The sequence below is a fragment of the Sphingobium sp. genome (genome assembly GCF_036170395.1).
Taxonomy (GTDB): domain Bacteria; phylum Pseudomonadota; class Alphaproteobacteria; order Sphingomonadales; family Sphingomonadaceae; genus Sphingobium.
Genome location: NZ_JAVHPD010000047.1, coordinates 149,829 through 174,603, shown reverse-complemented (window position 1 = coordinate 174,603; position 24,775 = coordinate 149,829). Strand labels below are relative to the sequence as shown.

The 24,775-nt window shown below is 65.0% G+C and carries 33 protein-coding genes; 8 read left to right on the top strand and 25 right to left on the bottom strand.

Annotated features, from left to right (window positions below):
• Together V2B31_RS13230 and V2B31_RS13225 are read left to right on the top strand one after the other, a co-directional pair.
• The coding region (locus V2B31_RS13230; RefSeq protein ID WP_328279257.1) for a carbon starvation CstA family protein at window positions 1-968 on the top strand (968 nt) is incomplete at its 5' end.
• Window positions 965-1,150: a YbdD/YjiX family protein gene (locus V2B31_RS13225; RefSeq protein ID WP_328279255.1), complete on the top strand. Its 186-nt coding sequence runs from the start codon at window positions 965-967 to the stop codon at window positions 1,148-1,150. The genes V2B31_RS13230 and V2B31_RS13225, both read left to right, overlap by 4 nt.
• Window positions 1,151-1,320: 170 nt before the next feature.
• Here V2B31_RS13225 and V2B31_RS13220 read toward each other — a convergent pair whose 3' ends face one another.
• Window positions 1,321-2,238, bottom strand: a complete 918-nt coding sequence (locus V2B31_RS13220) for an XdhC family protein (protein WP_328279253.1) — start codon at window positions 2,236-2,238, stop codon at window positions 1,321-1,323.
• Between the two features lie 49 nt (window positions 2,239-2,287).
• The gene (locus tag V2B31_RS13215; RefSeq protein WP_328279251.1) at window positions 2,288-2,953 is read right to left on the bottom strand and encodes a LexA family transcriptional regulator; all 666 of its coding nucleotides are present in this window, start codon (window positions 2,951-2,953) and stop codon (window positions 2,288-2,290) included.
• Window positions 2,954-3,068: 115 nt separating this feature from the next.
• Between V2B31_RS13215 and V2B31_RS13210 the strand changes: the two genes are divergently transcribed.
• On the top strand, window positions 3,069-3,251 hold the full coding sequence (locus tag V2B31_RS13210) for a hypothetical protein (protein ID WP_328279249.1): 183 nt from the start codon (window positions 3,069-3,071) through the stop codon (window positions 3,249-3,251).
• A 90-nt stretch (window positions 3,252-3,341) separates the two neighbouring features.
• Here the strand turns inward: V2B31_RS13210 and V2B31_RS13205 are convergent, their stop codons facing one another.
• The 23 genes from V2B31_RS13205 to V2B31_RS13095 all read right to left on the bottom strand — a co-directional run bounded on the left by V2B31_RS13205 (window position 3,342) and on the right by V2B31_RS13095 (window position 20,863).
• On the bottom strand, window positions 3,342-3,608 hold the full coding sequence (locus tag V2B31_RS13205) for a hypothetical protein (protein WP_328279247.1): 267 nt from the start codon (window positions 3,606-3,608) through the stop codon (window positions 3,342-3,344).
• On the bottom strand, window positions 3,605-4,213 hold the full coding sequence (locus V2B31_RS13200; RefSeq protein ID WP_328279245.1) for a glycoside hydrolase family 108 protein: 609 nt from the start codon (window positions 4,211-4,213) through the stop codon (window positions 3,605-3,607). Before V2B31_RS13200 ends, V2B31_RS13205 begins: the two co-directional genes overlap by 4 nt.
• Window positions 4,214-4,287: 74 nt before the next feature.
• Complete coding sequence (locus tag V2B31_RS13195; RefSeq protein WP_328279243.1) at window positions 4,288-5,190, bottom strand: hypothetical protein; 903 nt, start codon at window positions 5,188-5,190, stop codon at window positions 4,288-4,290.
• A 22-nt stretch (window positions 5,191-5,212) separates the two neighbouring features.
• The gene (locus V2B31_RS13190; protein ID WP_328279241.1) at window positions 5,213-8,242 is read right to left on the bottom strand and encodes a hypothetical protein; all 3,030 of its coding nucleotides are present in this window, start codon (window positions 8,240-8,242) and stop codon (window positions 5,213-5,215) included.
• A 2-nt stretch (window positions 8,243-8,244) separates the two neighbouring features.
• Window positions 8,245-9,114, bottom strand: coding sequence for a hypothetical protein (locus tag V2B31_RS13185; RefSeq protein ID WP_328279239.1), 870 nt, complete (start codon window positions 9,112-9,114; stop codon window positions 8,245-8,247).
• A gap of 3 nt (window positions 9,115-9,117) precedes the next feature.
• Window positions 9,118-9,486: a hypothetical protein gene (locus V2B31_RS13180; protein WP_328279237.1), complete on the bottom strand. Its 369-nt coding sequence runs from the start codon at window positions 9,484-9,486 to the stop codon at window positions 9,118-9,120.
• Window positions 9,483-9,839, bottom strand: a complete 357-nt coding sequence (locus tag V2B31_RS13175; RefSeq protein WP_328279235.1) for a hypothetical protein — start codon at window positions 9,837-9,839, stop codon at window positions 9,483-9,485. The genes V2B31_RS13180 and V2B31_RS13175 overlap by 4 nt, the downstream gene beginning before the upstream one ends.
• Window positions 9,836-11,608 carry a hypothetical protein gene (locus V2B31_RS13170; protein ID WP_328279233.1) on the bottom strand — a complete coding sequence of 591 codons (1,773 nt, stop codon included), beginning with the start codon at window positions 11,606-11,608 and terminating at the stop codon, window positions 9,836-9,838. The genes V2B31_RS13175 and V2B31_RS13170 overlap by 4 nt, the downstream gene beginning before the upstream one ends.
• An 89-nt stretch (window positions 11,609-11,697) precedes the next feature.
• Window positions 11,698-13,011, bottom strand: a complete 1,314-nt coding sequence (locus V2B31_RS13165) for a hypothetical protein (RefSeq protein WP_328279231.1) — start codon at window positions 13,009-13,011, stop codon at window positions 11,698-11,700.
• Window positions 13,012-13,015: 4 nt separating this feature from the next.
• A complete protein-coding gene (locus V2B31_RS13160) occupies window positions 13,016-13,672 on the bottom strand; it encodes a hypothetical protein (protein WP_328279229.1) in 657 nt (218 codons plus the stop codon).
• A gap of 4 nt (window positions 13,673-13,676) precedes the next feature.
• Window positions 13,677-13,886, bottom strand: coding sequence for a hypothetical protein (locus V2B31_RS13155; protein ID WP_328279227.1), 210 nt, complete (start codon window positions 13,884-13,886; stop codon window positions 13,677-13,679).
• Window positions 13,883-14,305, bottom strand: a complete 423-nt coding sequence (locus tag V2B31_RS13150; protein ID WP_328279225.1) for a phage tail terminator protein — start codon at window positions 14,303-14,305, stop codon at window positions 13,883-13,885. Before V2B31_RS13150 ends, V2B31_RS13155 begins: the two co-directional genes overlap by 4 nt.
• The gene (locus tag V2B31_RS13145; RefSeq protein WP_328279223.1) at window positions 14,302-14,829 is read right to left on the bottom strand and encodes a phage virion morphogenesis protein; all 528 of its coding nucleotides are present in this window, start codon (window positions 14,827-14,829) and stop codon (window positions 14,302-14,304) included. Before V2B31_RS13145 ends, V2B31_RS13150 begins: the two co-directional genes overlap by 4 nt.
• A gap of 1 nt (window position 14,830) precedes the next feature.
• Complete coding sequence (locus tag V2B31_RS13140) at window positions 14,831-15,553, bottom strand: DUF1320 domain-containing protein (protein ID WP_328279221.1); 723 nt, start codon at window positions 15,551-15,553, stop codon at window positions 14,831-14,833.
• Entirely contained in the window at window positions 15,543-15,758 is a 216-nt protein-coding gene (locus V2B31_RS13135) for a hypothetical protein (RefSeq protein ID WP_328279219.1), read from the bottom strand. Before V2B31_RS13135 ends, V2B31_RS13140 begins: the two co-directional genes overlap by 11 nt.
• Entirely contained in the window at window positions 15,755-16,369 is a 615-nt protein-coding gene (locus tag V2B31_RS13130) for a hypothetical protein (protein ID WP_328279217.1), read from the bottom strand. Before V2B31_RS13130 ends, V2B31_RS13135 begins: the two co-directional genes overlap by 4 nt.
• A gap of 74 nt (window positions 16,370-16,443) precedes the next feature.
• Window positions 16,444-17,370: a major capsid protein gene (locus V2B31_RS13125; RefSeq protein WP_328279215.1), complete on the bottom strand. Its 927-nt coding sequence runs from the start codon at window positions 17,368-17,370 to the stop codon at window positions 16,444-16,446.
• Window positions 17,371-17,481: 111 nt separating this feature from the next.
• Window positions 17,482-17,823: a capsid cement protein gene (locus V2B31_RS13120; RefSeq protein WP_328279213.1), complete on the bottom strand. Its 342-nt coding sequence runs from the start codon at window positions 17,821-17,823 to the stop codon at window positions 17,482-17,484.
• Window positions 17,824-17,852: 29 nt separating this feature from the next.
• On the bottom strand, window positions 17,853-18,797 hold the full coding sequence (locus tag V2B31_RS13115) for a hypothetical protein (protein WP_328279211.1): 945 nt from the start codon (window positions 18,795-18,797) through the stop codon (window positions 17,853-17,855).
• 110 nt (window positions 18,798-18,907) lie between these two features.
• Window positions 18,908-19,048 carry a hypothetical protein gene (locus V2B31_RS13110; RefSeq protein WP_328279209.1) on the bottom strand — a complete coding sequence of 47 codons (141 nt, stop codon included), beginning with the start codon at window positions 19,046-19,048 and terminating at the stop codon, window positions 18,908-18,910.
• 127 nt (window positions 19,049-19,175) lie between these two features.
• Window positions 19,176-19,454 carry a hypothetical protein gene (locus tag V2B31_RS13105; RefSeq protein ID WP_328279207.1) on the bottom strand — a complete coding sequence of 93 codons (279 nt, stop codon included), beginning with the start codon at window positions 19,452-19,454 and terminating at the stop codon, window positions 19,176-19,178.
• Window positions 19,455-19,462: 8 nt separating this feature from the next.
• Window positions 19,463-19,696: a hypothetical protein gene (locus V2B31_RS13100; RefSeq protein WP_328279205.1), complete on the bottom strand. Its 234-nt coding sequence runs from the start codon at window positions 19,694-19,696 to the stop codon at window positions 19,463-19,465.
• 462 nt (window positions 19,697-20,158) lie between these two features.
• Window positions 20,159-20,863: a LexA family transcriptional regulator gene (locus tag V2B31_RS13095; RefSeq protein ID WP_328279203.1), complete on the bottom strand. Its 705-nt coding sequence runs from the start codon at window positions 20,861-20,863 to the stop codon at window positions 20,159-20,161.
• Window positions 20,864-20,914: 51 nt separating this feature from the next.
• Here V2B31_RS13095 and V2B31_RS13090 point away from each other — a divergent pair, with 51 nt between their 5' ends.
• From V2B31_RS13090 to V2B31_RS13070, 5 genes are all read left to right on the top strand, one after another.
• A complete protein-coding gene (locus tag V2B31_RS13090) occupies window positions 20,915-21,157 on the top strand; it encodes a helix-turn-helix domain-containing protein (RefSeq protein ID WP_328279201.1) in 243 nt (80 codons plus the stop codon).
• 88 nt (window positions 21,158-21,245) lie between these two features.
• Window positions 21,246-23,060 (top strand): Mu transposase C-terminal domain-containing protein, encoded by a 1,815-nt coding sequence (locus V2B31_RS13085; protein ID WP_328279199.1) that lies wholly within the window; start codon window positions 21,246-21,248, stop codon window positions 23,058-23,060.
• A gap of 41 nt (window positions 23,061-23,101) precedes the next feature.
• Window positions 23,102-23,872: an ATP-binding protein gene (locus tag V2B31_RS13080; protein ID WP_328279197.1), complete on the top strand. Its 771-nt coding sequence runs from the start codon at window positions 23,102-23,104 to the stop codon at window positions 23,870-23,872.
• Window positions 23,872-24,150 (top strand): hypothetical protein, encoded by a 279-nt coding sequence (locus V2B31_RS13075; RefSeq protein WP_328279195.1) that lies wholly within the window; start codon window positions 23,872-23,874, stop codon window positions 24,148-24,150. The genes V2B31_RS13080 and V2B31_RS13075 overlap by 1 nt, the downstream gene beginning before the upstream one ends.
• On the top strand, window positions 24,147-24,761 hold the full coding sequence (locus V2B31_RS13070; RefSeq protein WP_328279193.1) for a hypothetical protein: 615 nt from the start codon (window positions 24,147-24,149) through the stop codon (window positions 24,759-24,761). The genes V2B31_RS13075 and V2B31_RS13070 overlap by 4 nt, the downstream gene beginning before the upstream one ends.
• The last annotated feature ends 14 nt before the right edge of the window (window positions 24,762-24,775 follow it).

Here is a 24,775-nt window from a genome sequence, read left to right as displayed (position 1 = left end):
GCTATGGCGCGATGCTGATGGAGGCGTTCGTGGCGATCATGGCGCTGGTCGGCGCGTCGATCCTCGACCCTGGCATCTATTTCACGATGAACAGCCCCGCCGCGCTGATCGGAACGGACGCCGCCAGCGCGTCCGCCGCCGTCACAGCCATGGGCTTCCCCATCTCGCCCGATCTCATCACCCAAACGGCGAAGGACGTGGGCGAACATACGATCATCTCCCGCGCGGGCGGCGCGCCGACGCTGGCCGTCGCCATGGCGGAAATCTTCAGCCATGTCGTCGGCGGCCCCGCGATGAAGGCTTTCTGGTATCATTTCGCGATATTGTTCGAGGCGCTCTTCATCCTCACCGCCGTGGACGCCGGCACCCGCGCCGGCCGCTTCATGCTCCAGGATCTGATCGGCCTCGCCGTCCCTGCGTTCAAGGACGGGACGCGCATATGGCCGGGCTTCGTCGCGACCGCGCTCTGCGTCGCCGCCTGGGGCTTCTTCCTCTATCAGGGCGTCACCGATCCGCTGGGCGGGGTGAACACGCTCTGGCCGGTCTTCGGCATATCGAACCAGATGCTCGCCGCAATCGCGCTGATGCTCGGCACCGCCGTCCTCTTCCGCATGAAGCGCGACCGTTATGCGTGGGTGACGATGATCCCGGCGGGCTGGCTGCTCGTCTGCACCCTCTCGGCGGGATGGCTCAAGCTCTTCTCGCCCGATCCCAAGGTCGGCTTCCTCGCCCATGCGAGCCGCTTCGGCGAGGCGATGAGCGCCGGCGAAATCCTCGCCCCGGCCAAATCGGCGGCGGAGATGCAGCGCATCCTGTTCAACGACCGGATTGACGCCGCGCTGGTGGCGCTGTTCCTCGCGGTGGTGCTGTCGCTGCTTTTCTTCACCGTGCGGACCTGCCTCGCCGCCTATCGCTCCGCGCACCCGACGGCGCGGGAAATCCCCGCGCAAATGGTTCCCGCCGAATGACCGGGGTTTTCGAGACGCTGCGCCGCACGGCGCGCCTGATGGTCGGCATCCCCGATTATGACGCCTATCTGCGCCACATGGCCGATCATCATCCCGACCATCCGGTCATGGACCGCACCCAGTTTTTCCGCGACCGTCAGCAGGCTCGATATGGCGGAAAAAATGGCGGACGATGCTGCTGATCTTGCAATTTTATTACTCAGAGTTTCAGTTTTACGACTGAAAAATTGGAAATGCCCCCATTTTGGGTATTGCTGTTTCCGGGCACATTGCTACCAGCCGGCCGTCCCTGGTGCCCGACAGCCTGGCGGATACGCCCTTCGCCTTCCCTTTGAGGCGGAGGGCGAACTTTTCACCGCCGCGCGTTGAACCCAGCGACCATCCCCGCCGTGATCGACAGCGCGATCTCGGCCGCGCCCACCGCGCCGATGTCCAGCCCCGCCGGCCCATCGATCCGCGCCAGATCGTCTGGCGCGAAGCCCATCGCCGCCAGCCGCTCCAGCCGCGCCGCATGGCTCTTGCGCGACCCCAGCGCCGCGACATAGCCGGTCGGCGCGCGCAGCGCCGCGACCAGCGCCGGATCGTCAATCTTGATGTCGTGGCTCAGTGTCACCACCGCCGTCGATTCGCCCGGCAGCCGCGCGGCCACCGCCTCGTCGGGCCAGCGGTCGTCCAGCTCCACGCCGGGAAAGCGCTCCTGCGTCAGAAAGCGGCCGCGCGGGTCGATCACCACCGGCGTCACGCCGATCGCCTGCGCCAGCGGCACCAGGCTCTGCGCGATCTGCACCGCACCGACGATCAGCAACCGTCGCGGCGGATCATAGCGGTTGAGGAAATCGCCCGCCGCGCCTTCCTCGCGCGTCATCCCGCCAGACAGGTCCGTCGCCAGCGTCAGCGCCCGCCCCCTTGCGCTTTCCGCGATAATCCGGTCGAACAAATCCGGGGAAAAGCCGCCCTCGCCCACCGGCTGCACCAGCACCGCGATCTCGCCGCCGCACGGCAGCCCGACCTCCCAGGCGTCGCCGTCCGCCACGCCATAGGTCTGCACATGCGCCGGCCGCCCGGCGATCACCTCGGCCGCCCGCTGCAACACGTCGGTTTCGACGCAGCCGCCCGAAATGCTGCCCTCGAACCGGCCATCCTGATGCACGATCATATGGCTGCCGCGCGGACGCGGGGCCGATCCCCAGGTCGACACCACCGTCGCCAGCGCCATCGGCGCACCCCGCCATTCGATCGCCTTGGCGATCACCGCGCCATTGTCGTTCAAGCCAAGCTCCGTGCCTTGCGTCGCTCCCCTGAATGGGGACGAAAGCCGATCAGTGCAAGCGCCGCCCGGTCCATACCACCCTCCCGACGATATCCACCAGCGCAGGCTCGATATCGGTCCAATCGGGATAATGGACATTGTCGCTCAAGACGCTGAACCGCCCCCGCAGCGGCCCCAGCGCGATCCGCTTGACCATCAGCACCCCATCGAGTCGCAGCACATAGACGCCGTCGCGCAGCCGTTCGGCGGCATCGTCATGATCGACCATGATATCGTCGCCATCGCTCAGCGTCGGCGCCATCGATTCGCCGTCCACGCGGATGATCGACACGCGCTGCGGCCGCACGCCCAGATGGCGCAGCCAGCGCGCGTCGAACGCCATCACGCCCGCTGCCCGTTCATCCTCGTCCAGCGATCCGACACCTGCCGAGGCCCCCAGCGCCAGCCGGGGAATGGCGACCACCGCCGGCGTGCCCCGCACGCGCGGCGGCGCGGCCTCGTCCGCCGTGCCGCCCAGCATCGCTTCGGGCACCCCAAAGTAGCGCGCGAGCACGCGCCGGTCGGTCTCGTCGAGCTTGCGCGGCGTGCCCCGCTTGATGAACTGCTGAATATAGGCCGGATTGCGCCCGATCAGCCGGGAGAGATCAGCATAATTTTCGCCCCGTTCGGCGATCAGCCGATCCAGCGTGACGCGGGCTTGGTGCGATTCATCCATAGCACATCCATAATGGTAGGAATTTTCCTAGACAAGTAGGAAATAGGGGTTGAGATAGGAATATGCCTATCGATTCGCACCGGGCGAGTCGACCAGCCACGGGAGACAGGCATAGATGTTGATCGCTGTTGAAAGATTTTTGCGGGAATTCCGCATGTCGCCGACCCGTTTCGGCCGGGATTGCGCGCGCGATCCGCGCCTGGTGCATGACCTGCGCAGGGGCCGTCAGCCGGGCGACCGGGTGAAGAGACGCATAGAACATTTCATGAACATCTATCGCAGGAGCGTTGGCCAATGACAAGCATCCATCACGGATTCGACGCCACTGTAGCGCGACAAAAATTCGCGACAGAAATCCACGACAAAAATTAGGCAACGGCCGGCCCGTTCAGACCTCTTGCACAGGCGCTTCAGGCGCCTTTTTTGATGCCTGCGCCGGCCGCTCCACATAGCCGATCACCCGTCCTTCGCCATCAACGACCGCAAGCCCCTGAGGCGTGAGCACCACCCCGCCCGCTGCCTCGCTCGGCCAAGCTGGCGCGGGATCGGCCGGAGGCCTGCGCGGTCGAGACAGGCGATCGATTGCCGCCTGCGCGAACGCGGCGAGGATCGCGTTTCCGGCCCACTTTGCGATTGTGCCGAGGGGAATTTTCATGAGCACTCCTTCAGGTCGACATTGCCGATGCGATTGATGGTCCAGCCCGGCATGAAGCTCTCGTAGGTCGAGTTGCCCTCGGTCAGGCGGAGGTAATAGGACGCCTGCTGTGCATCGAGGAGCTTCACGATCAGGCGGCATGCCTCCGCCCCACCGCGCAGCTTCTGCAGCGACGCATAGGCCGCCATCGTCTTGAGGCCCGCTTGCCCATCCACCGTCAGCTCGGGATAGTCCCGCCCCTGACGATTGAGGCTGTTGAGGGCGACCTGAAGCCAGCGCGCCGGGTGGGCAGGCCCGGCATTCACGCCGCTGTCAATCGCCTCTTTTCCGACAGCCGGCGATAGCTCGATCAGCCTGTCGAACCCCGGCTTTCGGATATAGTCCTCGAAGTAGATTTGACGGGCCTGCCCTTTGGAAAGGTCCTGCATCTTCCCCTTATAGCCGTGCGCCCGCGCGACCTGCTCCGTGATGCCGTGATTGGTCGCGCCGCCCGGATCGCGGGGGTCGTTTACATAGCCGCCCTCGACCTGAAAGATCGCGGCGATTACGGCGATGACGACGGCGGTGAGGCCGCTGCCGGCGATGCGGGTGGAGAGCTGTGCCATGCGCGCCATTATGAGCCTGGGGACACGATCAGCGGCTATCCGCCAGCGGAAGAGGGGCTGACGGATAGTTTATCCTAGAGGATCGTCGCGCCGATGCGGGCCGCCAGCTTCGTCTTCACGCGGGCCAACAGGACATCCATGTCGGCGACCGATTTTGCAACGCCATCATATATGCCCGCGAGCGCCATTTCGCCTCGCACGTTGTCCGGGTCAGAGAGATAGGCGGGAGCGCCGAAGATGTGGCGCCCCCCAACGCTGGTTTGCCTCGCCAGCCAGATTGCGGCGTCGGCTGCGGCACCAGTGACGATGACGCTGGAGCCGATGCCCCGCAGCGTATAGCCAACGGCCGCATCGAACGAAAGCGCCCAGGCGATCCAGCTACCCTTGGCAGCAGCGGCGTTGCGAACGTCCTGCCGGGCGGTGGCGCCAGCCCACCCGGTCGAGACGTTTGCGGCCGTGGCATATACACCCATCTCCGCGAAGTTGCCGGTCGATGTGCTCACGAAATTCTGCTGATTGAGCTGGAAGCGACCCGCCGTAGCCTGCGCGGCCGCGCCGGCAGTTCCGTCCGACACGGAGGGCGCGAGGGGAGCGGCCCAATCGCCAGACGACGACCAGGGCATGAGCGTTGTCGACACAGCGGCAGAAGCCGGGAGGTTGTTGCGCGACACGCCGAAAACGGTGAACTTGCTGCTGATCCCCACGGGGGTCAGGACCGCAAACCCCTCGTTGGCCACGGCGCCATTGTTCACGCCGCCAGCGCTCTTGAGCGCGGTCGACGCCGCGACCAAGGGGGCATCTCGTCCAAACCCCGACTTGTCGACGGCAGGCCCGGCCCATGCTGCCCCCTCTACCCCTGTATCGAAAAGATAAAGCGCGGCCAGATTGTCGGCCGGCAATCCCTCGATCAGGCTTTCGACCTTTGGATTGCCAAGGCCGCTGAAGTCAGCACCAGGAATAACAATTTTGAGTGACATAGACTTTCTCCGTTTCGAACGATCAGGGCAAGGTGCAGTCGATGGCTGTCGCGAGCTGCACGCCCAGCTGGCGATGACCGATATTGTCGGGATGGATTGCGTCGCTGATCGCACCGGCAAGTATGCCGGTGTCGGGATCGAGCGCGCCGGTCCACGGGAAGGAGCCTTCGGCGGGCAGCGTCGCATGCGTGCTGACGAAATGCAGATGGGTGTCGCCAGCCGCCCTCAGCGATCGCAGCACTTTCATCTTTCGGCGGATGATGCCGACATCAACCGGCCATGCTGCGTCCCCTTCGGCCGACCTCGCCATTGGGGGATACCAAAGGATGATCGGCGCCGTCGCGCCCAGCGCCGAGCGGATCGAAGGAAGGATGATGTTCATCGCCCGCTCGACGTTGGCCGGTGCGTCGGCGCCCGCCTGCCGCTGGTCGTTGCGACCCAGCCCAATCAGCGCGACGGCAGGGATCAGCAGCGAGAAACGCGACAGGTAATAGCCAAAATCAAATATCCAGCCGGTGCCCCCAATTATCACCACATTCGCAGGATCGTCACCGCCCAGCGCCGGCCTCAGAAACGGATTGCGTGAGGCCTTGTCGGTCTTGGAGAGCGCAAGATAGGCCGCCTCGTCGCCCGGAAACACCGGCGTCATCTGCAGGTCCGCGTCGAAGCCCGCGAAGTCTGCCCATGCCCGCGTCTCGCGCGCTTCGCCCAGAGGCCCAGCTGTGCCGCTGGGCGTCGATCCCAACTGGCTCGCGTTGATCGTGCCGATCCAACTGGGCGTCCAGCCGATGGTGGTCAGGCAGGAATTGACCTGCGAAATGACGCCCCTGTTCGTGATCGAGTCGCCCATCGCGAAGCACCGAACCGCGCCCCTTGCCGCCGCGCGCGGCCCGCGCAGCGTGAGCGCGATGCTCTGCCGCACATCGGGCGCGTCGCTCGGCCGGAAAATCAGCGTGCCCGCTGTGACGCTGGCCGGGACTGCGGGAACCGGCAGTTCCTCCCGCCCGGCAACGATGACTTGCGCCTTCCCGGTGCCCATGTCGGCGCGAAGCGTAGCGGTGACGGCCTGCTCTTCCCCGCGCCCCACCGTCATCTGCGGGACATAGAGCGTTACCGGATAGCTTGCATGCTGGAACAACTCGTCGCCAAAAACCGGGCTGGCATCGATCGCGGCCGGCGCGGGCGGAGTCGGAAGGCCATCGTAGAATTGGCCGTCCAGCCAACCCAACAGCACATTCCCCGCCGCGTCGGCAATCGCCACGTCATAATTGTGGTCGCCCATCTCAAGATGGACCCCGTTGAAGAAGCTGGTAACGACGGCATTTCCCGCCGCCCGGCTCGTCACCGATCCGAAGCCGTGCAGGCGGCCATCCTTGACGCCGAGAAGGACATTGCCGGCATCGTCGCATATGACCGCCTCATAATCGGTCTCGTCCATTTCGATGCGCGCCCCGCCTTGCAATCGCCCGATCTGACCAGTTCGGTCGAACGCCACCTGACCGGCCTGCGCGACGGACAAGAGCGGCGTCGCCATAGCCGTTAGGGCGCGCAGCGTCCGCGCCATCCATGTGCCATCGGATGCCAGCCCGGCGCCGAGATTGCCGCCAGCGTCGACCAGTGCTGCGAGCAATTCGCCAAGCCCAGCCGCCTCCAGTAAGGTCAATGCATCGCTACGAATTGGATCGATGTTCCGTCGCTGCTCGCTGGTCAGGAAGCGGCGGTCGGCTGTCTCCGCGATCTGGGTGGCGGCCGCCCCCGGTTGCAAGGCGCTAGCCGCCAGATTGCCCTGGGCGGCGGTAGCAAAGGCCGTCGCGCTTGCTGCAGCCGCCGTGCCTAGCGCGCCCGGCTGGACAGCCGTGTCGGCCTTGGCGCCCTGGGCTGCGGTGGCGAAGGCAGTTGCGCTCGAATAGGCAGCGGTGCCCAGGCCACCGACTGTCTGCACCACATGCGTGACATCCTCAGGCGCCGACACCTCGATAATGTCGGTCGCCTGCCCGTTGCCGTAAATGCGCAGCACCGGAACCGCATAGACTGTCGAGGGCGGGATCACAGCGTCAAGCGTCGGCGCCGCGCCGGCTTTGCCCACGAGGAATTCATACTGGACGATGCCGTCGGCCACCACCGGCGAGACCGCCGCGCCCAGGCGGACATTGCTGACATTCGCCTTGTTGTGGTTCAGGTTCTGCAGCCGCAGCTCGATCGCGTTGGTTGCTGGATCGACGGGATCGATCGACCTGCGCAGGACAAAGCGAAGGCGATACACGCGCCCCGCGTGGATGGACGCAGCCAAGCGCGGGGCGATATCGAGCCAGCCCGGATCGCCCGGCACGTCCGTCGAGCCGATCCGCAGCACCGAACCGCCCGTGTCGACCACGACGGAACCGGACGCGATAACCGGCCGTGCCAGCGGTGCGCCCGTCACAGAGGATGAGAAGAGCTGGCGCGCCTCGCCCGCCCGTGCTGGCGATTGCGACGCGAGCGCCCAGACTGGCGCAAGTTCGGCGCCAGAAAGCAATTGATCCGGCTGCACCGCCGTGTCCGCTTTAGCGCCCTGAGCGGCGGTGGCGACACTAGCGAGCTTCGTGCGCTCGGCCGCCGTCATCCGCTTGAAGTCGGCACTATCGGCAAGCTGGTCAATCCCGCTGCCAGGCTGCAGCGCCGTGTCCGCTTTCGCCCCCTGAGCGCTGGACGCTTTGCCAGCCAGCGCCGTCGCCACAGCCGTGCTGACCGGCTTGCTCGCGTCGGACGTGTTGTCGACGTTGCCAAGGCCTACATCGCTCTTTGCCAAGGCAACCGCACCTGTTTTGCCCGCGACGCTGTCCACTGCATTGGCCTGCGCGTTCGCCGCGACCCCCGCGAGCTTCGTGCGCTCGGCCGAAGTCATCCGCTTGAAGTTGGTCGAGTCGGCGATCTGATCGATCGATGCGCCTGGCTGGAGTGCGGTTTCCGCAGTCGCGCCCTGCGCGGCGGTGGCAAACGCACTGATATCGTCCAGCGCCGCCGCCATGGCAGACCTATCCCCGGTCGAAAGCGTTTCGATCGCCTTGCTCACTTCTAGTCTCCCAACGTCAAGATTTGGCCGCCCAGCGTGAGCGGCATGCCGCCCAGGGTGAGGGCCGGAACGGATTGCGATTTGAAGAGCGGATCAGGCTCGATCGCCCAATCTTCCATGCTCATCTGCCAGCTGGTCTGGACGGCGTTGCGCCGCTCGTAAGCGCGCAGACCTGTGAGCGCCCCATAGCGGATGCGGTTTCGCAGGCCGGCCGTGTCGGCCGGGTCCTCCACCACGAGCAACGGGCGGCTCTCGCCCCGGTCAAGGTGCAGCTCGTAAAGCTTGTCCACCTCGTCGTCGGTCAGGTCGCCAAGCGTCCAGCTGTAGGTGGCGAAGCGCGCGCCCTCGACGATCGCGACGCCGCCCGAGGAAAGCCGGGTCACCGTCCCTGTGTCACGCACGCCCCGGCCCGATCCCCACTCCTTATTGTAGCGCGGCTGAAACCCTTCGCCCGCCACCAAGGCGCCGATCGCCAGCGGCGATGCGCCCACTGGCTGGGTTATCGATATGCGCAGATAACGGACCAACTGCTCCGCTCCGAACCAAAGGGCATGGCTCATCACCCGCCGCCGCCAGTCGCGTTCCGCGACGCGCAGTTTGCCCGCAGGCTTGATCACCCTTTCCGCATAGGCAGCAAGGCTACCGCTTATGGTCCAAGTCGCCGCCTGATCGGCGGCAAACAGGCAGCCAAGAAAAAGGGTGTCGATGATACGGTCGATGCCGAAGTCGATATCGATCGTCACCGGCGTGCCGACCGTGCTGTCCAGCCAGACTTCGCGCGGATCGGTCGTGAGCAGATTTGCGGCGCCCGATCCGCGCGAGACGACAAGCGCGGCAATTGGCGTGGGCGGCGTGATGAGGATGTTCGCCACCGCCTACAGCCTCCGCAGCACAGTGACGCGGCTTGTCCCGGCGCCAAGCGCGTCTTCAGCGCCCAGCACGAACACCTCGACACCTGAGTTATAGCCCAGCTTGTTGCCGGTCAGAGTGATGACCGTGCCACGATAGGGTTCCCATCGGCCGCGCAAGAGATGCTGGTCTATGACCAGCGGGCCACCGGCCCCCATGAAGGCGAGCTGGCGCGCCGCTTCCGCTTCCGCATCCGCGCGGGTTGCGATCGTGGTCTGCCGTTCCTTGGTCAGAGCGCTGTTGCCCCACCGGGCGACGCCGGGTGCGTCCGTGGCGAGCGCCCAGAGGCAGTCGGCCATGAGCCACTGCGCGAAGACAGGATCGACGCTGGTCATGCTGCGTCACCCGGCTCGATCCAAAGATCGCCGCGATAGCGGCCCACCAGCACGATGCGCCGCCGCCTTTCGCTTGCGCGCGGCAAGGTCCTGGTGCTGGAGATGGTGCCGTCCGGCGCGGCGACCCATGCTTCGGCCGGATAGTCCAGCACGACGGTTTCGCCCTCGATCGCGGCCGAAATGTCTGCATCGACCCTCGGCCGGAAGGACCAGCCATCCCACCAGTGGGTGGCCGGATCGACGCCTGCCGGCGCCGGACGGCGGTCGAGATGATCGGGCGCCATCATGCTCTGAACCGTCGTCACCATGACGATCGCGCCCGACGCCGGATGGATGATGGCGTAGCGGCTCATTTGGACAGCCTGATCGGAATGACGATCCCACGTTCCCACGCGGGACGCCCGACGACATTCTTGAGCTGCACTGTGTAGGCGTTTACGCCGGTCGGCGGGGCCGTGTCGAAGAACGGCAGCGTGATGACCTGGTTGCCGCCGCTGGTGAACAGAAGATAGCTATGCTCGCTCGGCAGGAGGATGGTGCCGTCGCCGCGCCGCATGCGCAGGCTGATCCGGTCATTGTCGCCCCCGGTTCGCACACCGACCACGGTGACCCAAAACATCGCCGCAGTGTCGGGGGCGTCGGCAGGAACCGTGAAGCTGGTTTGCAGTGCCACGCCGGAATAGGCGAAGTCGCTCCAGACATTGTCATCCGACGCGCCAAGCTCGGCGCCGAACAGGTCAAGCACCGCGAAATTGGCTTCCGTTACAGCGTTATTGACGATGGCGGCCGTGCCGACCTGATCGACCGCGACGCCGCCGCCCGCCTGGATCGTGCTATCGACATCGTCGGCGGTGATGGCGCCAACCGGCGTGCCGGAGGGCGCGCCCAGCGTGGCGCCGGCTTGGGCGGGCTGAAGGTCCTGGGCGGGAGTGCCATCGAGATAGGCCACCTCGTTGGCAAGCACGATCGCCACCAGATCGCCCCGCGCCATCTTGGCTTCGTTCCGGCGATAGCCCAGCCTCCGTGTCGTAACGGGCCGCAGCACCTTCACCCGCGAAACATCTTCGCTGATCGCGCTCGCGACGCTCGCGCCCCACACCCAAGGACGGATCATGATCTGCCCGGATGCGCTGAGCAGCCACATGAGCGAACTGTTCGCCATAAGGTCGTCAAGCATCGCCGCGACCGTGGTCGTGTCATCCTTGACCACCCACCCCACCGGCGCGGGCCGTGCGGCGACGGCGGCGGCAACCGTGCCGGCAACGAAGGATGGACCGCCGAGCGTCTGGACCAGTCGCTCCGCAATGCCTGCCGTGGTCTCTACATAGCCGGCCCCGATCTCGCCCAGGACGTCGGCATTCAGATCGCCCGATGGCTTCGTCCACCATTTGATGCAGGCGATGGATGGGCAGATCACGCCGCCGCCAGCCGGCGCGGCCGCTGCCCGAAGGGCGGTGAGCGTCGCTGCGGCCGACCCCTGCCAAGCTAGCACGGTCAGCGCTGCGGCGGGCGCGCCGCGATCCCGCACCGCACTGATCGCCTGAAGCGGCCGCAGCGGGTCTGCCAAGCAATAGATGTTGTTAGCGGGATCGATCGGCTCGGCCTGCAGGTTCCAAACGCGGCCCCAGATACGGCGCTTGATCTGCCCGCTCCACTCCGAAGGCCCCTCAAGCCCGCCCGTGCCGGCGTATCGCGACAGCGGCAGCGGCTTCTTGATATCTGCTGCGGGATCGGCGAGCGCGATCGACAACTTGCCCTCGCCCGTGGCGATCTCCAGCACTTTGCCGGAGATGATGACCGGCGGAAGCGCGCCTTCAGGTCCGACCCGCACGGTCACCGGCGCGTCCGGCCAGAAGTAGCTCGCCAGATCAGCTACGGCGGCTTGACCGTTTGGCGCGAAATTCAAAGTGGTGGCCTGCGGCACCCCGCCGCCGACAATCTCTTCCTCATAGTCGAGACTGGCGATGATCGTTGGAAGCGCCTCGATGCCGGCACGCCAGTGGACGTCGCCATAATGGTAGGGCAATGCCCCACCGCCGCCTGCAAGCCGGACGGTGTGCGTAACGCCGTCCGATACGCGGCGAGGCTGCGCCTCGACAAGGATAAGGGGGGGTCGTGCCATGCCTTCCGGCATGCAGCAGGCGAGCGGAAGGAGTGTCTATCCGCCGGCGGAACCCCGAAGGGAATGAACGATGAGAAAGAGCGGGCGGCTCAGCTCGTCCTGGCGAGCGCCGCCGCGTTTAGGAGGGTCGAGCCGCCGCCTGTTAGCCGGGAGGCAATCTCGGCCGGCAATGTCTGGACAAGCGAGATGAGGCGCGCATTCTGGTCGTTATTCTCGTCAAGCGCCTGATTGGTCGCAGCCAGCGCGGGATCGCTGGCGCCGGCATTCGAAGCGGCAGTGATGCGCTCCTGGGCGGCGTCGATCGCGGCCTGCGCTTGGTTGAGGATCATGCTGCGGTCGGCGGCGAACTGGCCGGTCGAGCCATATGCCTCTTCGGACACCGCATAGAGCTTTTCGAAGAGCTGGGCGAGCTTGTCGGCCGCACCATCCTTGCCGGCGTCGACATCGGCTTGCGCCTGCGCGATCTGAGCCATCAACGCATCGCGCTGCTCGATCGCTGATCCTTCGAACAGCGAGCCGAACGTCAATTCCTCGACCAGGCGCTTCAGCCCGCCCACCTGCTTCTCTAGGAGGCTTTCGATTAGCGCGGCGCGATCCTCGGCGTTCTTCTTCTCGATCGCGACCACGTCGAAGCCATATTCCGTCGCGATCCGCACGCGCTCGCTGGCTTGGCGCTGGAACGCCTTGAACTGGGCCTCCAACTCGCCGCCCAGGCCGCCAAGGATTTGCTCGATCTCCTTGACCTTCAGCGCCTCTTCCATCGCGTCTTCCAAATCCTTGGACGAGCGCAATGCCTTCTGGACGGCGGCACTGACGCCAGTGATCCCGCCGTCGGTGATGGCGTCCATGACCGCATAGGCGATTGCGCCGGCCTGATCGTCGTCGAAATCGATCGCGCCCTTCTTCTTTTTCGTCTTGCCGCTGCCGGTTGGGTCGACGCGATAATCATCGTGCCGGATACCGATCGATACGGCGAACTTCCCCACCTCGCCGCCGAATTGCTCGGCGATCTGTGCCAGCGTGTCCTGCACCGAACTGGCAAGGCCAATCGACGCCTTTTTGAGGCTATCGCTCGTGCCGCTGGCTGATACGTCCTCCTCTTTGCCACCTGTGATGGTCGCGCTCGCCTTGGGTGTCGATTTCAGCAGGCCGCCCGCGATCGAGCCGAGCGCGCCGCCGACGATCGACCCGAGCGGGCCGGCGATGGCGCTGCCGATCGCGCCCCCGACCGCGCCCCCGGTGGAGCTGCCCTTGACGCCGAGGATGCCCGTCACAAGGCTCCCAGCGGTCGCGCCCGTCTGCGCGCCGGCCGCAAGTCCACCAAGCGTCTTGCCTAGTGATTTGCTGAATATGCCCTTGTCACCGAATATGTCCGAAAAGATGTCGCGGAAATCGCCCTTCATCTCATCAAAAAATTCCGAGTAACCGCCCTTGAAGCCGGACTTCAAATCCTTGAGGCCATTGACCACGATCTCGGGTCCAGCGTCCGGCGCAGAGGGCGCGACATTGGCCGCGCCGCCGCCCACCGGACCAGCGCGCCAGCGACGTGGCACCCGGAGCGGTCTTGTCGAATGCGGTGCCGGGCGGGACGAGGCCGGTCCACTCAAGACCGAAGAACCCGTAGGCGCCCGCCGTCAGGTCGATGCTGAAGGTGCCCACCGATCCGACCATTTTCCGCCGCTGGTCAGCGATATAGTCATATTGGGTGAGCGACGAAGCTGCCGCCCCCGCTGCCGCGAAACTCTGCACCGCACTCACGCCCGGCGTCAGTGCCGGAGCCGCCATGCCGCAGCCTTCCAGCAGCTCCATCCACGGTGGAGCCGTGCCCGCCGCCCCGGACCCGGCGATCTCGACTTCGTAGGACATGGTCCGCCGCTCGTTGGACGTGGCGGACGGCTGCGCTCCGAAGGTCGGAAGATCGAGGTTGCGATCCAGCCGGTCAGTCTCGATCGGCTTAGAGCTGAAGTTGCGCGTCAGAATGGCATTTGCCGCCCCGGTCGGCGCAGCATCAGACGCATAGACGGTTTCCTTTTTGGCTATGACGACCTTGATCGCATCGACCATGCAATTACTCCTTCACTTCCGAGAGCCAGGCATCCGGCTCATGATTGGGATCGGGCCGTTCCAGCTCGGCCAGCAGCGCGATGCGCAGCGGCCCGGCGATCGGGAGGCCCCACTGGTCCAGCTCGTTACCTTCGGCGTCGCATGGACGCGGCTGGGTCGGCTTCGCCTGTTCGGTCGGCTCCGCATTTCCGGTTGACGTCGCAGTCCGGCTCATTGAGCTTCCTTCCTGATGTGCCGAGATGTCGTAAACCGGATCAGCCACGCGACCCGGTATCCGTCGGCGGACAACAAGCGGCCGCCGCCATATTCGGTCGGGCTGTCGGCCTCGGGATGACGCCACAGCAGTAAGGCATCGACCACCCGATCCACCTGCTTCTGCAGGCCGTCGTCCACCATGTTGTCACCGCGCGCGCGCGCCTCGACCACCACGATCACGCCGAACTGCTCAGCCACCCGCTGGTCGAGAACCTGCGTCCCCATCTTGTTAGGGCCGGCGGTATCCGACTCGGGGACGACGAAGAAGGCGGGGACGGCGCGCGGCGCCTCGGTCAGGCTCGCCCATTCGAGCAGGCCTGACACGTGGCGTAAGCCGGCTTCGCCGAGCCGATCGACGATAGGCTTCTGGGCGATCATGCTGATGCTCCAAAAAGGGCGCGCAGGAAGTCGATCATGACCTCGGTGACCGACTGGCGTTCATCGGGACCGAACCCGACATATTGGCGCTTTGGCATCACGACCTTCGCGACGAGGCGGCCGCCAAAGGACAAGGCTTTCCCTTTCTTGGGCGTGATCGTGCCGCCCTCATTGTGGATGCGCGCATACCTCGCCGGCCCGGCCGTCTTGAGCACGCCGACCTGGGCGAAGTCCGACCCAAACTCCGGCACGACGGTGTTGAAGAGATAACCGTCCTTGCGCAGCAGCGGCCGGCTGGCGTCCTTTACGTCGATCGGCGCATTGGGATCGATCCGCCGCTTCTTCCACGGCACGCCGAACGGGTCACGCTCCTGGTCGAAGCGCTCGCGGACATGGTCCATCCACTCTTCGGCAATCTCGCCCATCGGCTGACGCAGGTCGGCGCCGCCCTTGATCGCGCGCGACAGCGCGGCGTCAAGTGCGGCGTCACCCATCTCGACGGTGACATCGAAGCCCGCGCCCATCTCAATAACCCTTCAGGCCGTCGGGATAGCCCCGCCGGCCGGGGGCAATCAGGATGTCATCCTGGGCCGGCGCGGCCGCAGGCACCGTTGCGGAGGGAACCGGCAATGCGCCCGACTGGATGCGCTCCAGCATCCGCATCGACGCCTTCGCCTGCGCATCGACCCCGTCCGGCGCGCCTCGTGGATAAAGCTCGGCGCGCGCCAAGTCGCCGACGATTTTCTTGACGATAAGTGGCGCATCGGCCAGCGGAACGGCATAGCGCGCGGCCATATGCGCGTCCGCGACCGCTTGCGCATTCACCAGGGCACCGACCAGCAAGCCCCGGTCGATCCAACCCTTGCCGGTGTCCGTCATGACCAGGACTTCTTCGAGCGTGAAGCGGTCGATGAATTCGGCGATCGTGAGATACGGCGTCCCTCCATCGGGCATCACCCACGTCATGTCTATGACGGCGATCTCCAGCTCGGTTTCGGCGCGCTGACCTTCCGCGTCGTCGGCGATGGCAGTGATGAGGTAACGCTCGCCATCTGACCCCTCGGAGATGGCGAGCGTTACGGCGCCCGCAAAAAGCTGAGGCACGACTCTCAGCTCCGCAGCGCCAGCGACCAGGCCCCTGGCCGCGACTTCGACCGAGTGCAGCGCCGTCACGGTCGACACCCCATTGAAGGTAACCGGACGATGCAGCGTTTCGGAAGGCTGCTTCAGGATGGCGTCACCCGCCATGCATCCTCGCTTCAGCGAAGAAGGCGATCAACGATACCACCAACCAAAACGTCAAGGCGAGGCAGAAGATAGCGTAGCCGCTATCGAACAGCCGCGTCGGCCAGCGCGCGGTCAGATGGTTTGGCATGAATACGGCGGCCGACAACATGACCAGCAGGCCCAAGGCAGACAGCGCCACCGCTATGGCGAGGAGCGGCGGCATCATTCCGCCGCCGCCTTATTCTTGCGCGTCGGCTTGCGAGAGGCGGGCGCCGCCGCGCCGCTGCTCTCAGCGGCGCCTTCTTCGGCGATCGGAGACAGGGCCTTGCCGGCACCGTCGCCGGCCAGCTCGGCGCCCTCGATGCCGGGCGGCAGCGCGATTTCAACAGTCGTGTCAGGCCCGGCTGCAAGATCGACCCCGACGAAGACCGGCTTACCCATCGGCCAGACGGGCGACAGGCGCCCTTCCTCGACGCGGGACTCAAGCTCAGCGCGTAGCTGCTCGTTCGAAAAGTCGACGAGCGCCGCCTCGGCATGGTCCGGCAGGCCGTCGCCAGGGAAGAACACCGTTCCGCCCAGCTCGCCGATCGCGTCGACCAGTGCGTATCGGTCGGTCACGGCCACCACGGCGATCGGGGTGGTGAGCGAGGACGCGAGCGCCGACCAGTTCAGCGGGATCGTGACTTCGGCTTCGGTCGGCTCGATCGCGCCGAAGCCACCCAGCTCCATGGCGCGATCCGCAGGAAGGGCGATGACTTCGCCCACGCCAATCGGCGACCGTTGACGATCCGCCCGAGGCAGGCCGCGCACAGGCGTCTTCACTTCATAATTCCGCATGATACCCCACTCCAAACCTGATGAAATATGCGGGCGGGCGCTAATCAGCGCCCGCCCGGCCAAGGCGCAAAGGATCAGCGCGCGCCCTGGAACAGGAAGCCGGCATCGGCGCCGACCAGCTCGGCCGAGAATTCGTCGAGCACGTCGTTCTTCCAGCTGCGGATGTCGCCGTCCCAGCGTGCAGGTTCGACCAGCGGATGGCCGCGTAGGCGATAGGTGTAGCCATAGCTCGGCAGCGGCATCTGTCGCTGGCCGGCCGGGGGCACCCAGGCCAGAATGGCGTCACTACCCCAGATATCGACCGTGCCGGCGTCCGTGTCGTAGATGCCATCGCCCGCGACGACGTTCTGCACGTCGAAATAGGACTGGAGCATCTGGATCGTGATGGTCGACGACGTCGTGTGCTTGAAATGCTCACGGATCTTCGGATGCTTCTGCAGGTCCGTGGTCAGCCCGCCGGTGATCACAAGCGTATTGGGCCGGCGCCCTATGCGCGCGCGGATGGTCTCCTTCGCATCGGAAACCTGCGTCAGGGGGTCGCTATCGGGATCGGACCATTTGTTATCGCCCGTGAGGACCAGCTTGTTCGAGGCAGCATAGGAGCCGGCGTTACGCGCCACCTCGGCCTGCTGAATTTCCTTCTCCATCGCGATCACGGCCAGCACCGTATCGACGCCGACCTGCAGCAGATCGATGCCCGGCACTTCACCGGCTTCCTGCTGATGCTCGATGGGGGTGACGGCCGACAGGGCTTCCTGATGGAGGCTGACCGCCTTCCCTTCATAGCCGAACTCCAGTGCCGCGATCTGCGCACCAGGCGCGCGCCGAGTGCGGCGACGGCGGAATGACGAACGGTCGAACTCGATCCGCTTCGCCGCCCTCGTCGGCATGTCGACCTCGGGAAACAGATAGTGGCCGATAAAGCCGGCATTGGTGTAGCCACGCGCATGCTGCGTCAGGATCGGGTCGACGACACGCACTTGAGCGCCGTTCATGGACATAAAATGGGCCTTTCAAAGGAGATGGAATAGGCGGAAGGCCGTTGCGCCGCCTGACGGGAGCAGGCCGCCTTCCATGGGCAGTATCCGGGCGACCGTCAGCGCCGCCCGACCTCAGAGCGTCAGGAGAACCGTGATCTTCTGGCCGTCCGCAGTTGCGGCCGAGACCGCGTAGCCGTCCAGCGGGCCGGAGCCGCCCCGCGCGATGGCCTTGCCGCTACCGTCCGCCGCCGCCTTGACCTCGGCGCCGGCCGCAATCGCACCACCCGCCTCCACGATCGAGGTGCCGACTACGTCAACTGCAAACGCCTCGCCGGTAGCGGCGGGATATTGGGACACGCCGAGCGCCTTGGCGCCCGAGGCGCACTGCTGGCCGGTCATCAGCCCGACGAAGCGGGCCGCCGCGACCGCCGCCGCGGCGACCTGTGTCATGGTGAAAATGGGATGTTTTTGCATGGTTCAGTCCTGCTTGGAGGGGTGGACGGTCAGCCGTCGCGCTGCGCGCGCCTGACGGCGTCGAGCCAGGAGAGGCCCGGATTTTCCTGTTGGATGGTGGTCGCGCGCGCGTGGAGAGCGGCCTGATCGGGATCGACGTCATACCCCTCGGGGGCGGCAAAGCTCGTGTAGGACTTTTCGTCGGCCGGCTTCTTGCCATGCTCGCCGAAGGAGACGAGCGGAACGGCACTGTCGAACAGCTTCTTCAGCGCGGCGGCGGCGGTCATTTCTCCTGCTTCGCCGAAGCTGACGACAGCGACGGCATCCAGTTCGTCGAGTATGCCGACCAGCAGGCCCTTGGCGGCCGGAGCCAGCTTGGCGGACTTGACCAGGCCTTCGGCGAAGCTGACATTGCTTGCGTGCAGCGCCTCGGCGGCCGACTTGATCGCCGCTTCTTCGCGTTCAGCAATTGCGCGCTCGCGCTCCTCAAGCGCAGTGACGCGCTCGGCGAAACTCGCCTCATTCATTTGACTGTCCTTTTCCGGTGAAAAATCGAAGGTGGCGGCGCCGTCGTCGGCGCCGTCCGCGAACTGGACCGTGCCCAGCCCCTTTATTCCCGGCGCGTGCGCGCCCAGGAAACCGATGTGCTTGAGATACCAGACCCCCGGCTTCGGGTTGGCGGCGTGGTCGGGCTGATAGAAGCGGGCCGACACCTTGGCATATTGCTTCTTGCGCACCGCTTCGGCGAAGGCCGGCACGACATCGGCGGGCCGCGCCACCAACTCGCCATTCTCGACCGTGAGGCTATCGACCCAGCCATAAGCAGGATCGTCCAGACGAGGATGGCCGATGACCAGCGGCGCCGGATCGCTCTCGCGATCGTAGGCTGCGGCCGTAGCCGCGAACAGAGCTTCGTTGAACGAAACCGACACACCTTCGTTCGAGGTGAAGGTGCCACTGCGGGCAAGGCGAATGACGGGGGGCGTCTGATCCATGCCCCATCCATAGCTGGGGCGATTTGGCGGCGATGGTCTCCGCCACCGGAACCCGCATTCTGCGACCGTCGAAGGTCAGATCGACGATGACGGAATAGATTGCAAGCGGGTCAGATAAGCCGCATTGCCAGCTCGGTCAGCCAGGCGACGGAGCCGAGGGCGACGATCGCGGCGATAACGGCGCCGGCCGCCCGATGACGATGTTCGACACGGCCATCGTCATCGCTGCGGTCGGACCAGTCGTTGAGCATGCCGCATCATGCACGCCAGCCTCCGAAACGAACAGCCTCTATTTGGCCGTGGGCATCCTGCCCATGGGCATCGGAGCACTATTGGCCTGTCTGGTAGCCTTGTGCACGTGGAGGCCCTCTACGGGCCTTAAAATCTGGACCGCGTCGCCGACCCGTTATGGGCGCCACCAGAATAGCCGTCATACCACCTTGCCGGGCCGGCCGGGTCAGGCTCGTCGATCCCCCATCTGCCTTGATCTGTATGGATGACCATCATGAAGTCGCTGTCGATGCTCCTGACCAGCGCCGCCGCCACTTCACCGATCCGGCGATTTTTGTCGACCGTATCAGCCGGAGTTGGCGCCTTGAATTCATCGCATTCGCGCAGCACCCTCCCCAGGTGTTGCGCCACTTCGCGCGCCGGCATTCTGCGCATCAGTAGGCGAGCCATTCCAGTTCGGCATCCTCCAGCGCGATATGCATGTCTGGATCGGCCTCAAGCTTGTTCAGTCGTGCCGACACATCCTGGACTGCCCCGTCGATCGGATATTTGGGATCGCGGTGCGCCGCTTTCGCCAGCTCGCCGATTTGATCGTCGCGCTTCTGCTGGGCCAGCAGCCAGCGTCCAAAGTTGGGGCGTGCGGGGGCTTCGGGGACAAAATGCTTCATGATGTTCCTCCTCGACTCGATAGCCCGTTCATAGAACAAACAGGGAACAAATGGGAGTCCGAAGAGGCCTTATGCGAAGGTGATGACAGCTAGGAGCCCAAGTGCGATGGCGGCGCCCACAAGGAGCCACGCGGTCAGCGACGGCTGATCCTCAGGCGGCGCCGGCTCGGTCAGCTCTAGCAACTCGCCCGCCTGCCCAGCATCAGACGCACCAGGGAGGAACGAGATAGCCTGGATGATCCATCCGGCAGCGAACAGAAGGAGCGCTACGAAGAGACTGACGCTGCCGAGGGCGACCAACCCCCATCGCAAAGTAAGCGCGTCCACGTCTAAAGATGGATATTGCGCTACATGCACCGAAAACGAGCCAACAACTATAAGCGAACCAACTACAACCAGCGCCGTTCCAATCGCGAACTGAGTTGATCCGTTAGGCCGACGCCTTATCATCAAAGTATCCCTCTATATTGCCTTGCCTACCCATACCGCGCGACCGATCAACTCGAAATCTTCTCCCTTCTCAAGGTCGATCATACGGTCAAATCGGTCGTAATCTCGATTGTCGCTTGTCACCAACACGCGGCGCGCGCTGGGGAAATGCACACGCTTGACCATCAGCTGCTCATGCAAGCGAAGAACGAACACGCCATCAATGGGATCGCGGCGGCCGAGGTTTATCATCACCATGTCCCCGTCGCCGAGTGCCGGCGCCATGCTGTCGCCTTTTACATGAACGATGCGGAGCTTGCTCGGGTCGCCAAAGCGGCCGCGTAGCCACGCGGTCGGGAAACCAAGGCTTTCTGCGGACTGCCCCGCCTCCATCGCCATTGCCCCGCTGCCAGCCGACACGACTACGTCATGGAGAGGCACGAACGCCATCGCATCCAAGTCGGGTGCGGCATCACTCGGCCCACGCGCGTCGCCAAGAATTTCCGAGTCGGTTAGCGCCAAGACGTCGCAGAGACGGGCGAGCGTGCCGACCGTTGGCACCGCCCGACCACCCAGAATGTCGACAAGCGACTGCCGGGATATCTGGCTCAGTTCCGCCACATGGCCCTGACTTCCGTATCGTTTGACTGCCGCTTTCAAGCGCGCCGCAGCGGCCGGCGACCAGCCAACCACGCGCGACCTTTCATTTTTTTCTTGACCTGTCATTTTACCTGTCATTATGCATGTCAATAGACAGCAACCGAGAGAGATGACGTGCTTACACACGACATGCACCCTGAAGACATTAAGGCGGCCGTGCGTAAGGCTGGCGCGACCCTCTCGGCGCTGGGGCGGAAGAACGGTCTATCCCGCCAGCAAATGTCGCTGGCGCTGCATGCTCGTGTGTCGGCGAAAGCTGAAAAGATCATCGCGGACTTCCTCGACCTCCATCCTCGAAGCATTTGGCCGTCACGCTACGACAAGACGGGCAATCGCCTGTCACTGACAAGCACGCGGAGCGACGCTGCATGACCACCGCCTATCACAGCGGATTTGCAGAGTCTTGTTTCCTCTGCGTTCACACCGCGAAAATTTGCGTGCCGCTTGCGGGAGCCGCCAAATGAGCGCCTGCGGGGGGACTGCCACACATCTGAGCGCCCAGGAGATCGCCCAACTGCGGCTCGCTGGCCTGCCGACCACCAAGACCGGCATCCGGGTCCGCGCGGCCGTCGAAGGGTGGCCGTATGAGATGCGCAAGGTTCGGGGTGGCGAAGCTTGCTTCTATGAAGTCCAGAGTCTGCCAGCCGCTGCACGCTCGGATTTCTTGAACCGCCACGCTGAGCCGACCCTCTCGATGGCAAGACCGGTCGGCAGGCCCAAGGGAGATTGGTTCGATCATCATCCCCTTGTGGCGGACGCAGTCCTAGTCATTCTAGCCCAGCACAAACATGCCGCACCGCGTGTCATGGAGATGCTCAAGGCTAGCTTTGGGGCGCTGCCCGATCTTCGGACGCTGCAGCGCTTCATGCAGCGTATCGAGAAGGAGCACAAAGTCCTTCTCGCCGCAGAACGCGACCCGGACAAATACAAGTCGATGTATCGCCCAGCGCTCGGGCGCATGGATGCGACCGTATCCTACGCGCACGAAATGTGGGAGATCGACACGACCAAGGCCGACGTGATGTGCACCGATGGCCGCAAGGCCATCTTGGGCATCATCGACCGCTGGAGCCGACGCGCGCGCTTTCTGGTGGTCGAAAGCGAAAGCGCTCAGTCGGTGCGGGGGATGTTGGTCAGCACGATGCTGGCTTGGGGCGTCATGCCAGCGGTTCTGAAGGTCGACAACGGCTCGGGCTTCATCAATGCGTCCATCATCGCCTCGCTAGATGCGGTCGGCATCAAGCTTGACCCCTGCCTGCCCGGACACCCGGAAGACAAGCCCCACGTCGAGCGTGTGTTCGGCACCTTCAACCGCGAACGCGCGGCGATGCTCAAGGGCTTCGTCGGTCACAATGTCGCCCAGGCGCAGATGCTTCGCGCGCGCGCCAAGAAGAAGAATGGCCGGGCCGTCATCGAGGCGACGATCGACAGCGTCGAGCTGCAGCGCATCTTGGATGCCTGGGTGGACGGCACCTACCATCAGCGCAAGCACAGCATGATCGGCATGGCGCCGATGGAGAAGTGGCAGCGCTCTCCGCAGCCGGCCCGATCGGCGCCGACCGAAAGCCTGCTGAAGATCGCGTTTAGCGCCGTCATCGGTTCCGCGACCGTCACCAAGCGCGGCGTTCGCTGGAAGAGCGGCCGTTATTGGGCGGACACGCTTGTGCCGTTCATGGGCAAGCAGGTCATGCTGCGTTGGGACGAGGGCGACCTTGGCGAGCTCTACATCTTCGACGAGGCCGGCAGCTATATCGACACGGCCGTGAACGTCGAGCGCAAGGGTTTCTCACAACAAGTCATAGCCTTGGCCGCACGCCGCGAGATGGCGAAGTTCATTAACGACCAGCGCGCCGAGCTTCGCAAGAAAAAAGCATCCTTCTCGGTCGATGCCGCCGTGGATCGCGTCCTGCGCGACGAAGCGGAGCGCGCCGGTAAGCTCACCCATTTCCCACGTCCGACGGAAACTCGGTCGACTGCGGCAATGGACAGCATCACCAACGCGCCCGCTCCCGCCGTGCCCGACATCTCGGCGGTCGAGCGGCTGATCGCCGAACCCACTCCCACTCGGACGTCTGCTCGCACGCCGGACGACAAGATGGCCGAGGCCGACGCCATCATCGCCAGCGCCGCGCGCGGCGAGGCCGTCGACGCCGACGCGCTCAACCGTGCGCGCCTCTACGCCACCACCGCCGAATATCGCGCTCACAAGATGATGACCCTCAGCTTCGGCCCAACGCCCGAAGCCCCGTCCGAGCGCCGTCAGGGGGCAGCATGACAACAGCCTTTCAACTCCATTGCACGACCGGAGAAGAACCTATGAACAGCCTTGCCTCCCAACCGCGCCTCGACCTTGGCGATGGACCGCGCGGTCATGCGCCGCTGACCAACATGAGCCTCGCGCTCCGCACCGTCCTCGAATGCGAAGATGCGGGGGTGGACTCGCCTCGCATCGGCCTGTTCTACGGCTTCTCAGGCTTCGGAAAGACGGTCGCCGCATCCTTCGTGGCCGCCCGCACGGGCGCGGCCTATATCGCCGCGCAGTCCGTATGGTCGCAGCGCACCCTGCTTGAGGCGATTGCCGAAGAGCTTGGGATCACGCGGTTCGAAAAGACTGCGCCGAAAATCCTCCGCCAGATCGTCGATCAACTCAACCACGAACCGCGCGCGCTGATCATCGACGAAACCGACCATCTGGTGAACAAGCGGTCGGTCGAGATCATCCGCGACATCCATGACAGCACGCCGATCGCGATCATGCTGATTGGCGAAGAGGCGTTGCCGTCCAAGCTGAAGGAATGGGAGCGGTTCGACAACCGTGTCCTGATCGCCACCCCGGCGCAGCCTGCCTCGCTCGCGGACGCCCTGAAGTTGCGGGATCATTACTGCACGCGCGTCCGCGTTTCCGACGATCTGGCGGAGCTTTTTCAGAAGCGCTGCAAAGGCATAACGCGACGCATCGTCACGAACCTACGGGCCGCTCAGCGCGCCGCCGCCGAAGACGGTGTGGGCGAGATCGACGCGACTTGGTGGGGGAACCGCCCTGTCTCCAATGGGGACTTGCCCGTGCGCCGCAAGGAGTTCGCCTGATGACCAGCGCGAACCTGCTGAAAGCCAGCTTCGAAGCGGACCTTTGCCCTGAAACGCACGCCCCTCGCGTCCGCTTCAATTTCAGCAACGGATGGACCGGCTCGCTCGTGCTGCGCGCGCTCCGCCCCAACGGCTGCGATGCGATGATGGCGAGCGTCGCCGCTTTCCCTACCGGGCAACATGGCAAGGGCAAAACCGAGCTTGGACCAACCGAGGCCAGCGCCGACGAGGCGATGAACTGGCTGGACGATGTCCGCTGTCGGGAGCCGCTGCCGTGAACAGCGCGCCCACAATCCGCATGCGGAACCCCGAGCTGGCGGCTTGGACGATCCTGCGCTTCGCCCTGGCGCCGGTCGGCCTCGCCGAAATCATCCTGGCCAACGACGCGGGCGATGCAGCCCAGCGACCGACTGTGGCCGACACCCTTCATCTGCTCAATCGCTGGCGCGGGGCCGGCCTGATCGAGCGGATCGAGAAGCCGGAGTCTTATATCATGCAAGCCAAGGCGCGGACGTTCCGCGACCCGCCCGCCGTTGGGGAACCGGCGCGCGAACCAAAGGCGCGTTCGACCCGCCAGCGCATCTGGTCGGCCGTGCGTGTCATGCGGAGTTTCGACCTGGTCGAGATATGCTTCGCCGCGACGGTCGAAGCGCGCGCAGCACGTCGCGTCCTCAATCAGTTGACCCGCGCCGGATATCTCCGCCGCACGGATCGCCTCGGAGACGATCAGCCACGTTGGCGACTTTCCCGACCATCCGGGCCGACCCATCCCCGCGTCGAATATGCGGGGCGGACAGTAGTCGCCCTGGTCGACGCCAACAGCGGCCAGCGCTTCCCCCTGCTTTCGAGCCAAAAAATTTTAGCCGGGGAAATTCACCATGTCTCTTAATGCCTCCAGCACAA

Bases quoted from the DNA above. Each gene is read 5' to 3' on its own strand.
- V2B31_RS13225 (WP_328279255.1), top strand. From the start codon at position 965: ATGACCGGGGTTTTCGAGACGCTGCGCCGCACGGCGCGCCTGATGGTC.
- V2B31_RS13145 (WP_328279223.1), bottom strand. From the start codon at position 14,829: ATGGGCGCGGGCTTCGATGTCACCGTCGAGATGGGTGACGCCGCACTT.
- V2B31_RS13095 (WP_328279203.1), bottom strand. From the start codon at position 20,863: ATGACAGGTAAAATGACAGGTCAAGAAAAAAATGAAAGGTCGCGCGTG.
- V2B31_RS13165 (WP_328279231.1), bottom strand. From the start codon at position 13,011: ATGAAGGGCGATTTCCGCGACATCTTTTCGGACATATTCGGTGACAAG.
- V2B31_RS13100 (WP_328279205.1), bottom strand. From the start codon at position 19,696: ATGAAGCATTTTGTCCCCGAAGCCCCCGCACGCCCCAACTTTGGACGC.
- V2B31_RS13215 (WP_328279251.1), bottom strand. From the start codon at position 2,953: ATGGATGAATCGCACCAAGCCCGCGTCACGCTGGATCGGCTGATCGCC.
- V2B31_RS13085 (WP_328279199.1), top strand. From the start codon at position 21,246: ATGAGCGCCTGCGGGGGGACTGCCACACATCTGAGCGCCCAGGAGATC.
- V2B31_RS13135 (WP_328279219.1), bottom strand. From the start codon at position 15,758: ATGATGCCGCCGCTCCTCGCCATAGCGGTGGCGCTGTCTGCCTTGGGC.
- V2B31_RS13110 (WP_328279209.1), bottom strand. From the start codon at position 19,048: ATGCTCAACGACTGGTCCGACCGCAGCGATGACGATGGCCGTGTCGAA.
- V2B31_RS13090 (WP_328279201.1), top strand. From the start codon at position 20,915: ATGCACCCTGAAGACATTAAGGCGGCCGTGCGTAAGGCTGGCGCGACC.
- V2B31_RS13150 (WP_328279225.1), bottom strand. From the start codon at position 14,305: ATGATCGCCCAGAAGCCTATCGTCGATCGGCTCGGCGAAGCCGGCTTA.
- V2B31_RS13205 (WP_328279247.1), bottom strand. From the start codon at position 3,608: ATGAAAATTCCCCTCGGCACAATCGCAAAGTGGGCCGGAAACGCGATC.
- V2B31_RS13195 (WP_328279243.1), bottom strand. From the start codon at position 5,190: ATGTCACTCAAAATTGTTATTCCTGGTGCTGACTTCAGCGGCCTTGGC.
- V2B31_RS13175 (WP_328279235.1), bottom strand. From the start codon at position 9,839: ATGAGCCGCTACGCCATCATCCATCCGGCGTCGGGCGCGATCGTCATG.
- V2B31_RS13115 (WP_328279211.1), bottom strand. From the start codon at position 18,797: ATGGATCAGACGCCCCCCGTCATTCGCCTTGCCCGCAGTGGCACCTTC.
- V2B31_RS13105 (WP_328279207.1), bottom strand. From the start codon at position 19,454: ATGCCGGCGCGCGAAGTGGCGCAACACCTGGGGAGGGTGCTGCGCGAA.
- V2B31_RS13155 (WP_328279227.1), bottom strand. From the start codon at position 13,886: ATGAGCCGGACTGCGACGTCAACCGGAAATGCGGAGCCGACCGAACAG.
- V2B31_RS13120 (WP_328279213.1), bottom strand. From the start codon at position 17,823: ATGCAAAAACATCCCATTTTCACCATGACACAGGTCGCCGCGGCGGCG.
- V2B31_RS13080 (WP_328279197.1), top strand. From the start codon at position 23,102: ATGAACAGCCTTGCCTCCCAACCGCGCCTCGACCTTGGCGATGGACCG.
- V2B31_RS13125 (WP_328279215.1), bottom strand. From the start codon at position 17,370: ATGTCCATGAACGGCGCTCAAGTGCGTGTCGTCGACCCGATCCTGACG.
- V2B31_RS13170 (WP_328279233.1), bottom strand. From the start codon at position 11,608: ATGGCACGACCCCCCCTTATCCTTGTCGAGGCGCAGCCTCGCCGCGTA.
- V2B31_RS13140 (WP_328279221.1), bottom strand. From the start codon at position 15,553: ATGGCGGGTGACGCCATCCTGAAGCAGCCTTCCGAAACGCTGCATCGT.
- V2B31_RS13180 (WP_328279237.1), bottom strand. From the start codon at position 9,486: ATGACCAGCGTCGATCCTGTCTTCGCGCAGTGGCTCATGGCCGACTGC.
- V2B31_RS13210 (WP_328279249.1), top strand. From the start codon at position 3,069: ATGTTGATCGCTGTTGAAAGATTTTTGCGGGAATTCCGCATGTCGCCG.
- V2B31_RS13160 (WP_328279229.1), bottom strand. From the start codon at position 13,672: ATGGTCGATGCGATCAAGGTCGTCATAGCCAAAAAGGAAACCGTCTAT.
- V2B31_RS13075 (WP_328279195.1), top strand. From the start codon at position 23,872: ATGACCAGCGCGAACCTGCTGAAAGCCAGCTTCGAAGCGGACCTTTGC.
- V2B31_RS13130 (WP_328279217.1), bottom strand. From the start codon at position 16,369: ATGCGGAATTATGAAGTGAAGACGCCTGTGCGCGGCCTGCCTCGGGCG.
- V2B31_RS13200 (WP_328279245.1), bottom strand. From the start codon at position 4,213: ATGGCACAGCTCTCCACCCGCATCGCCGGCAGCGGCCTCACCGCCGTC.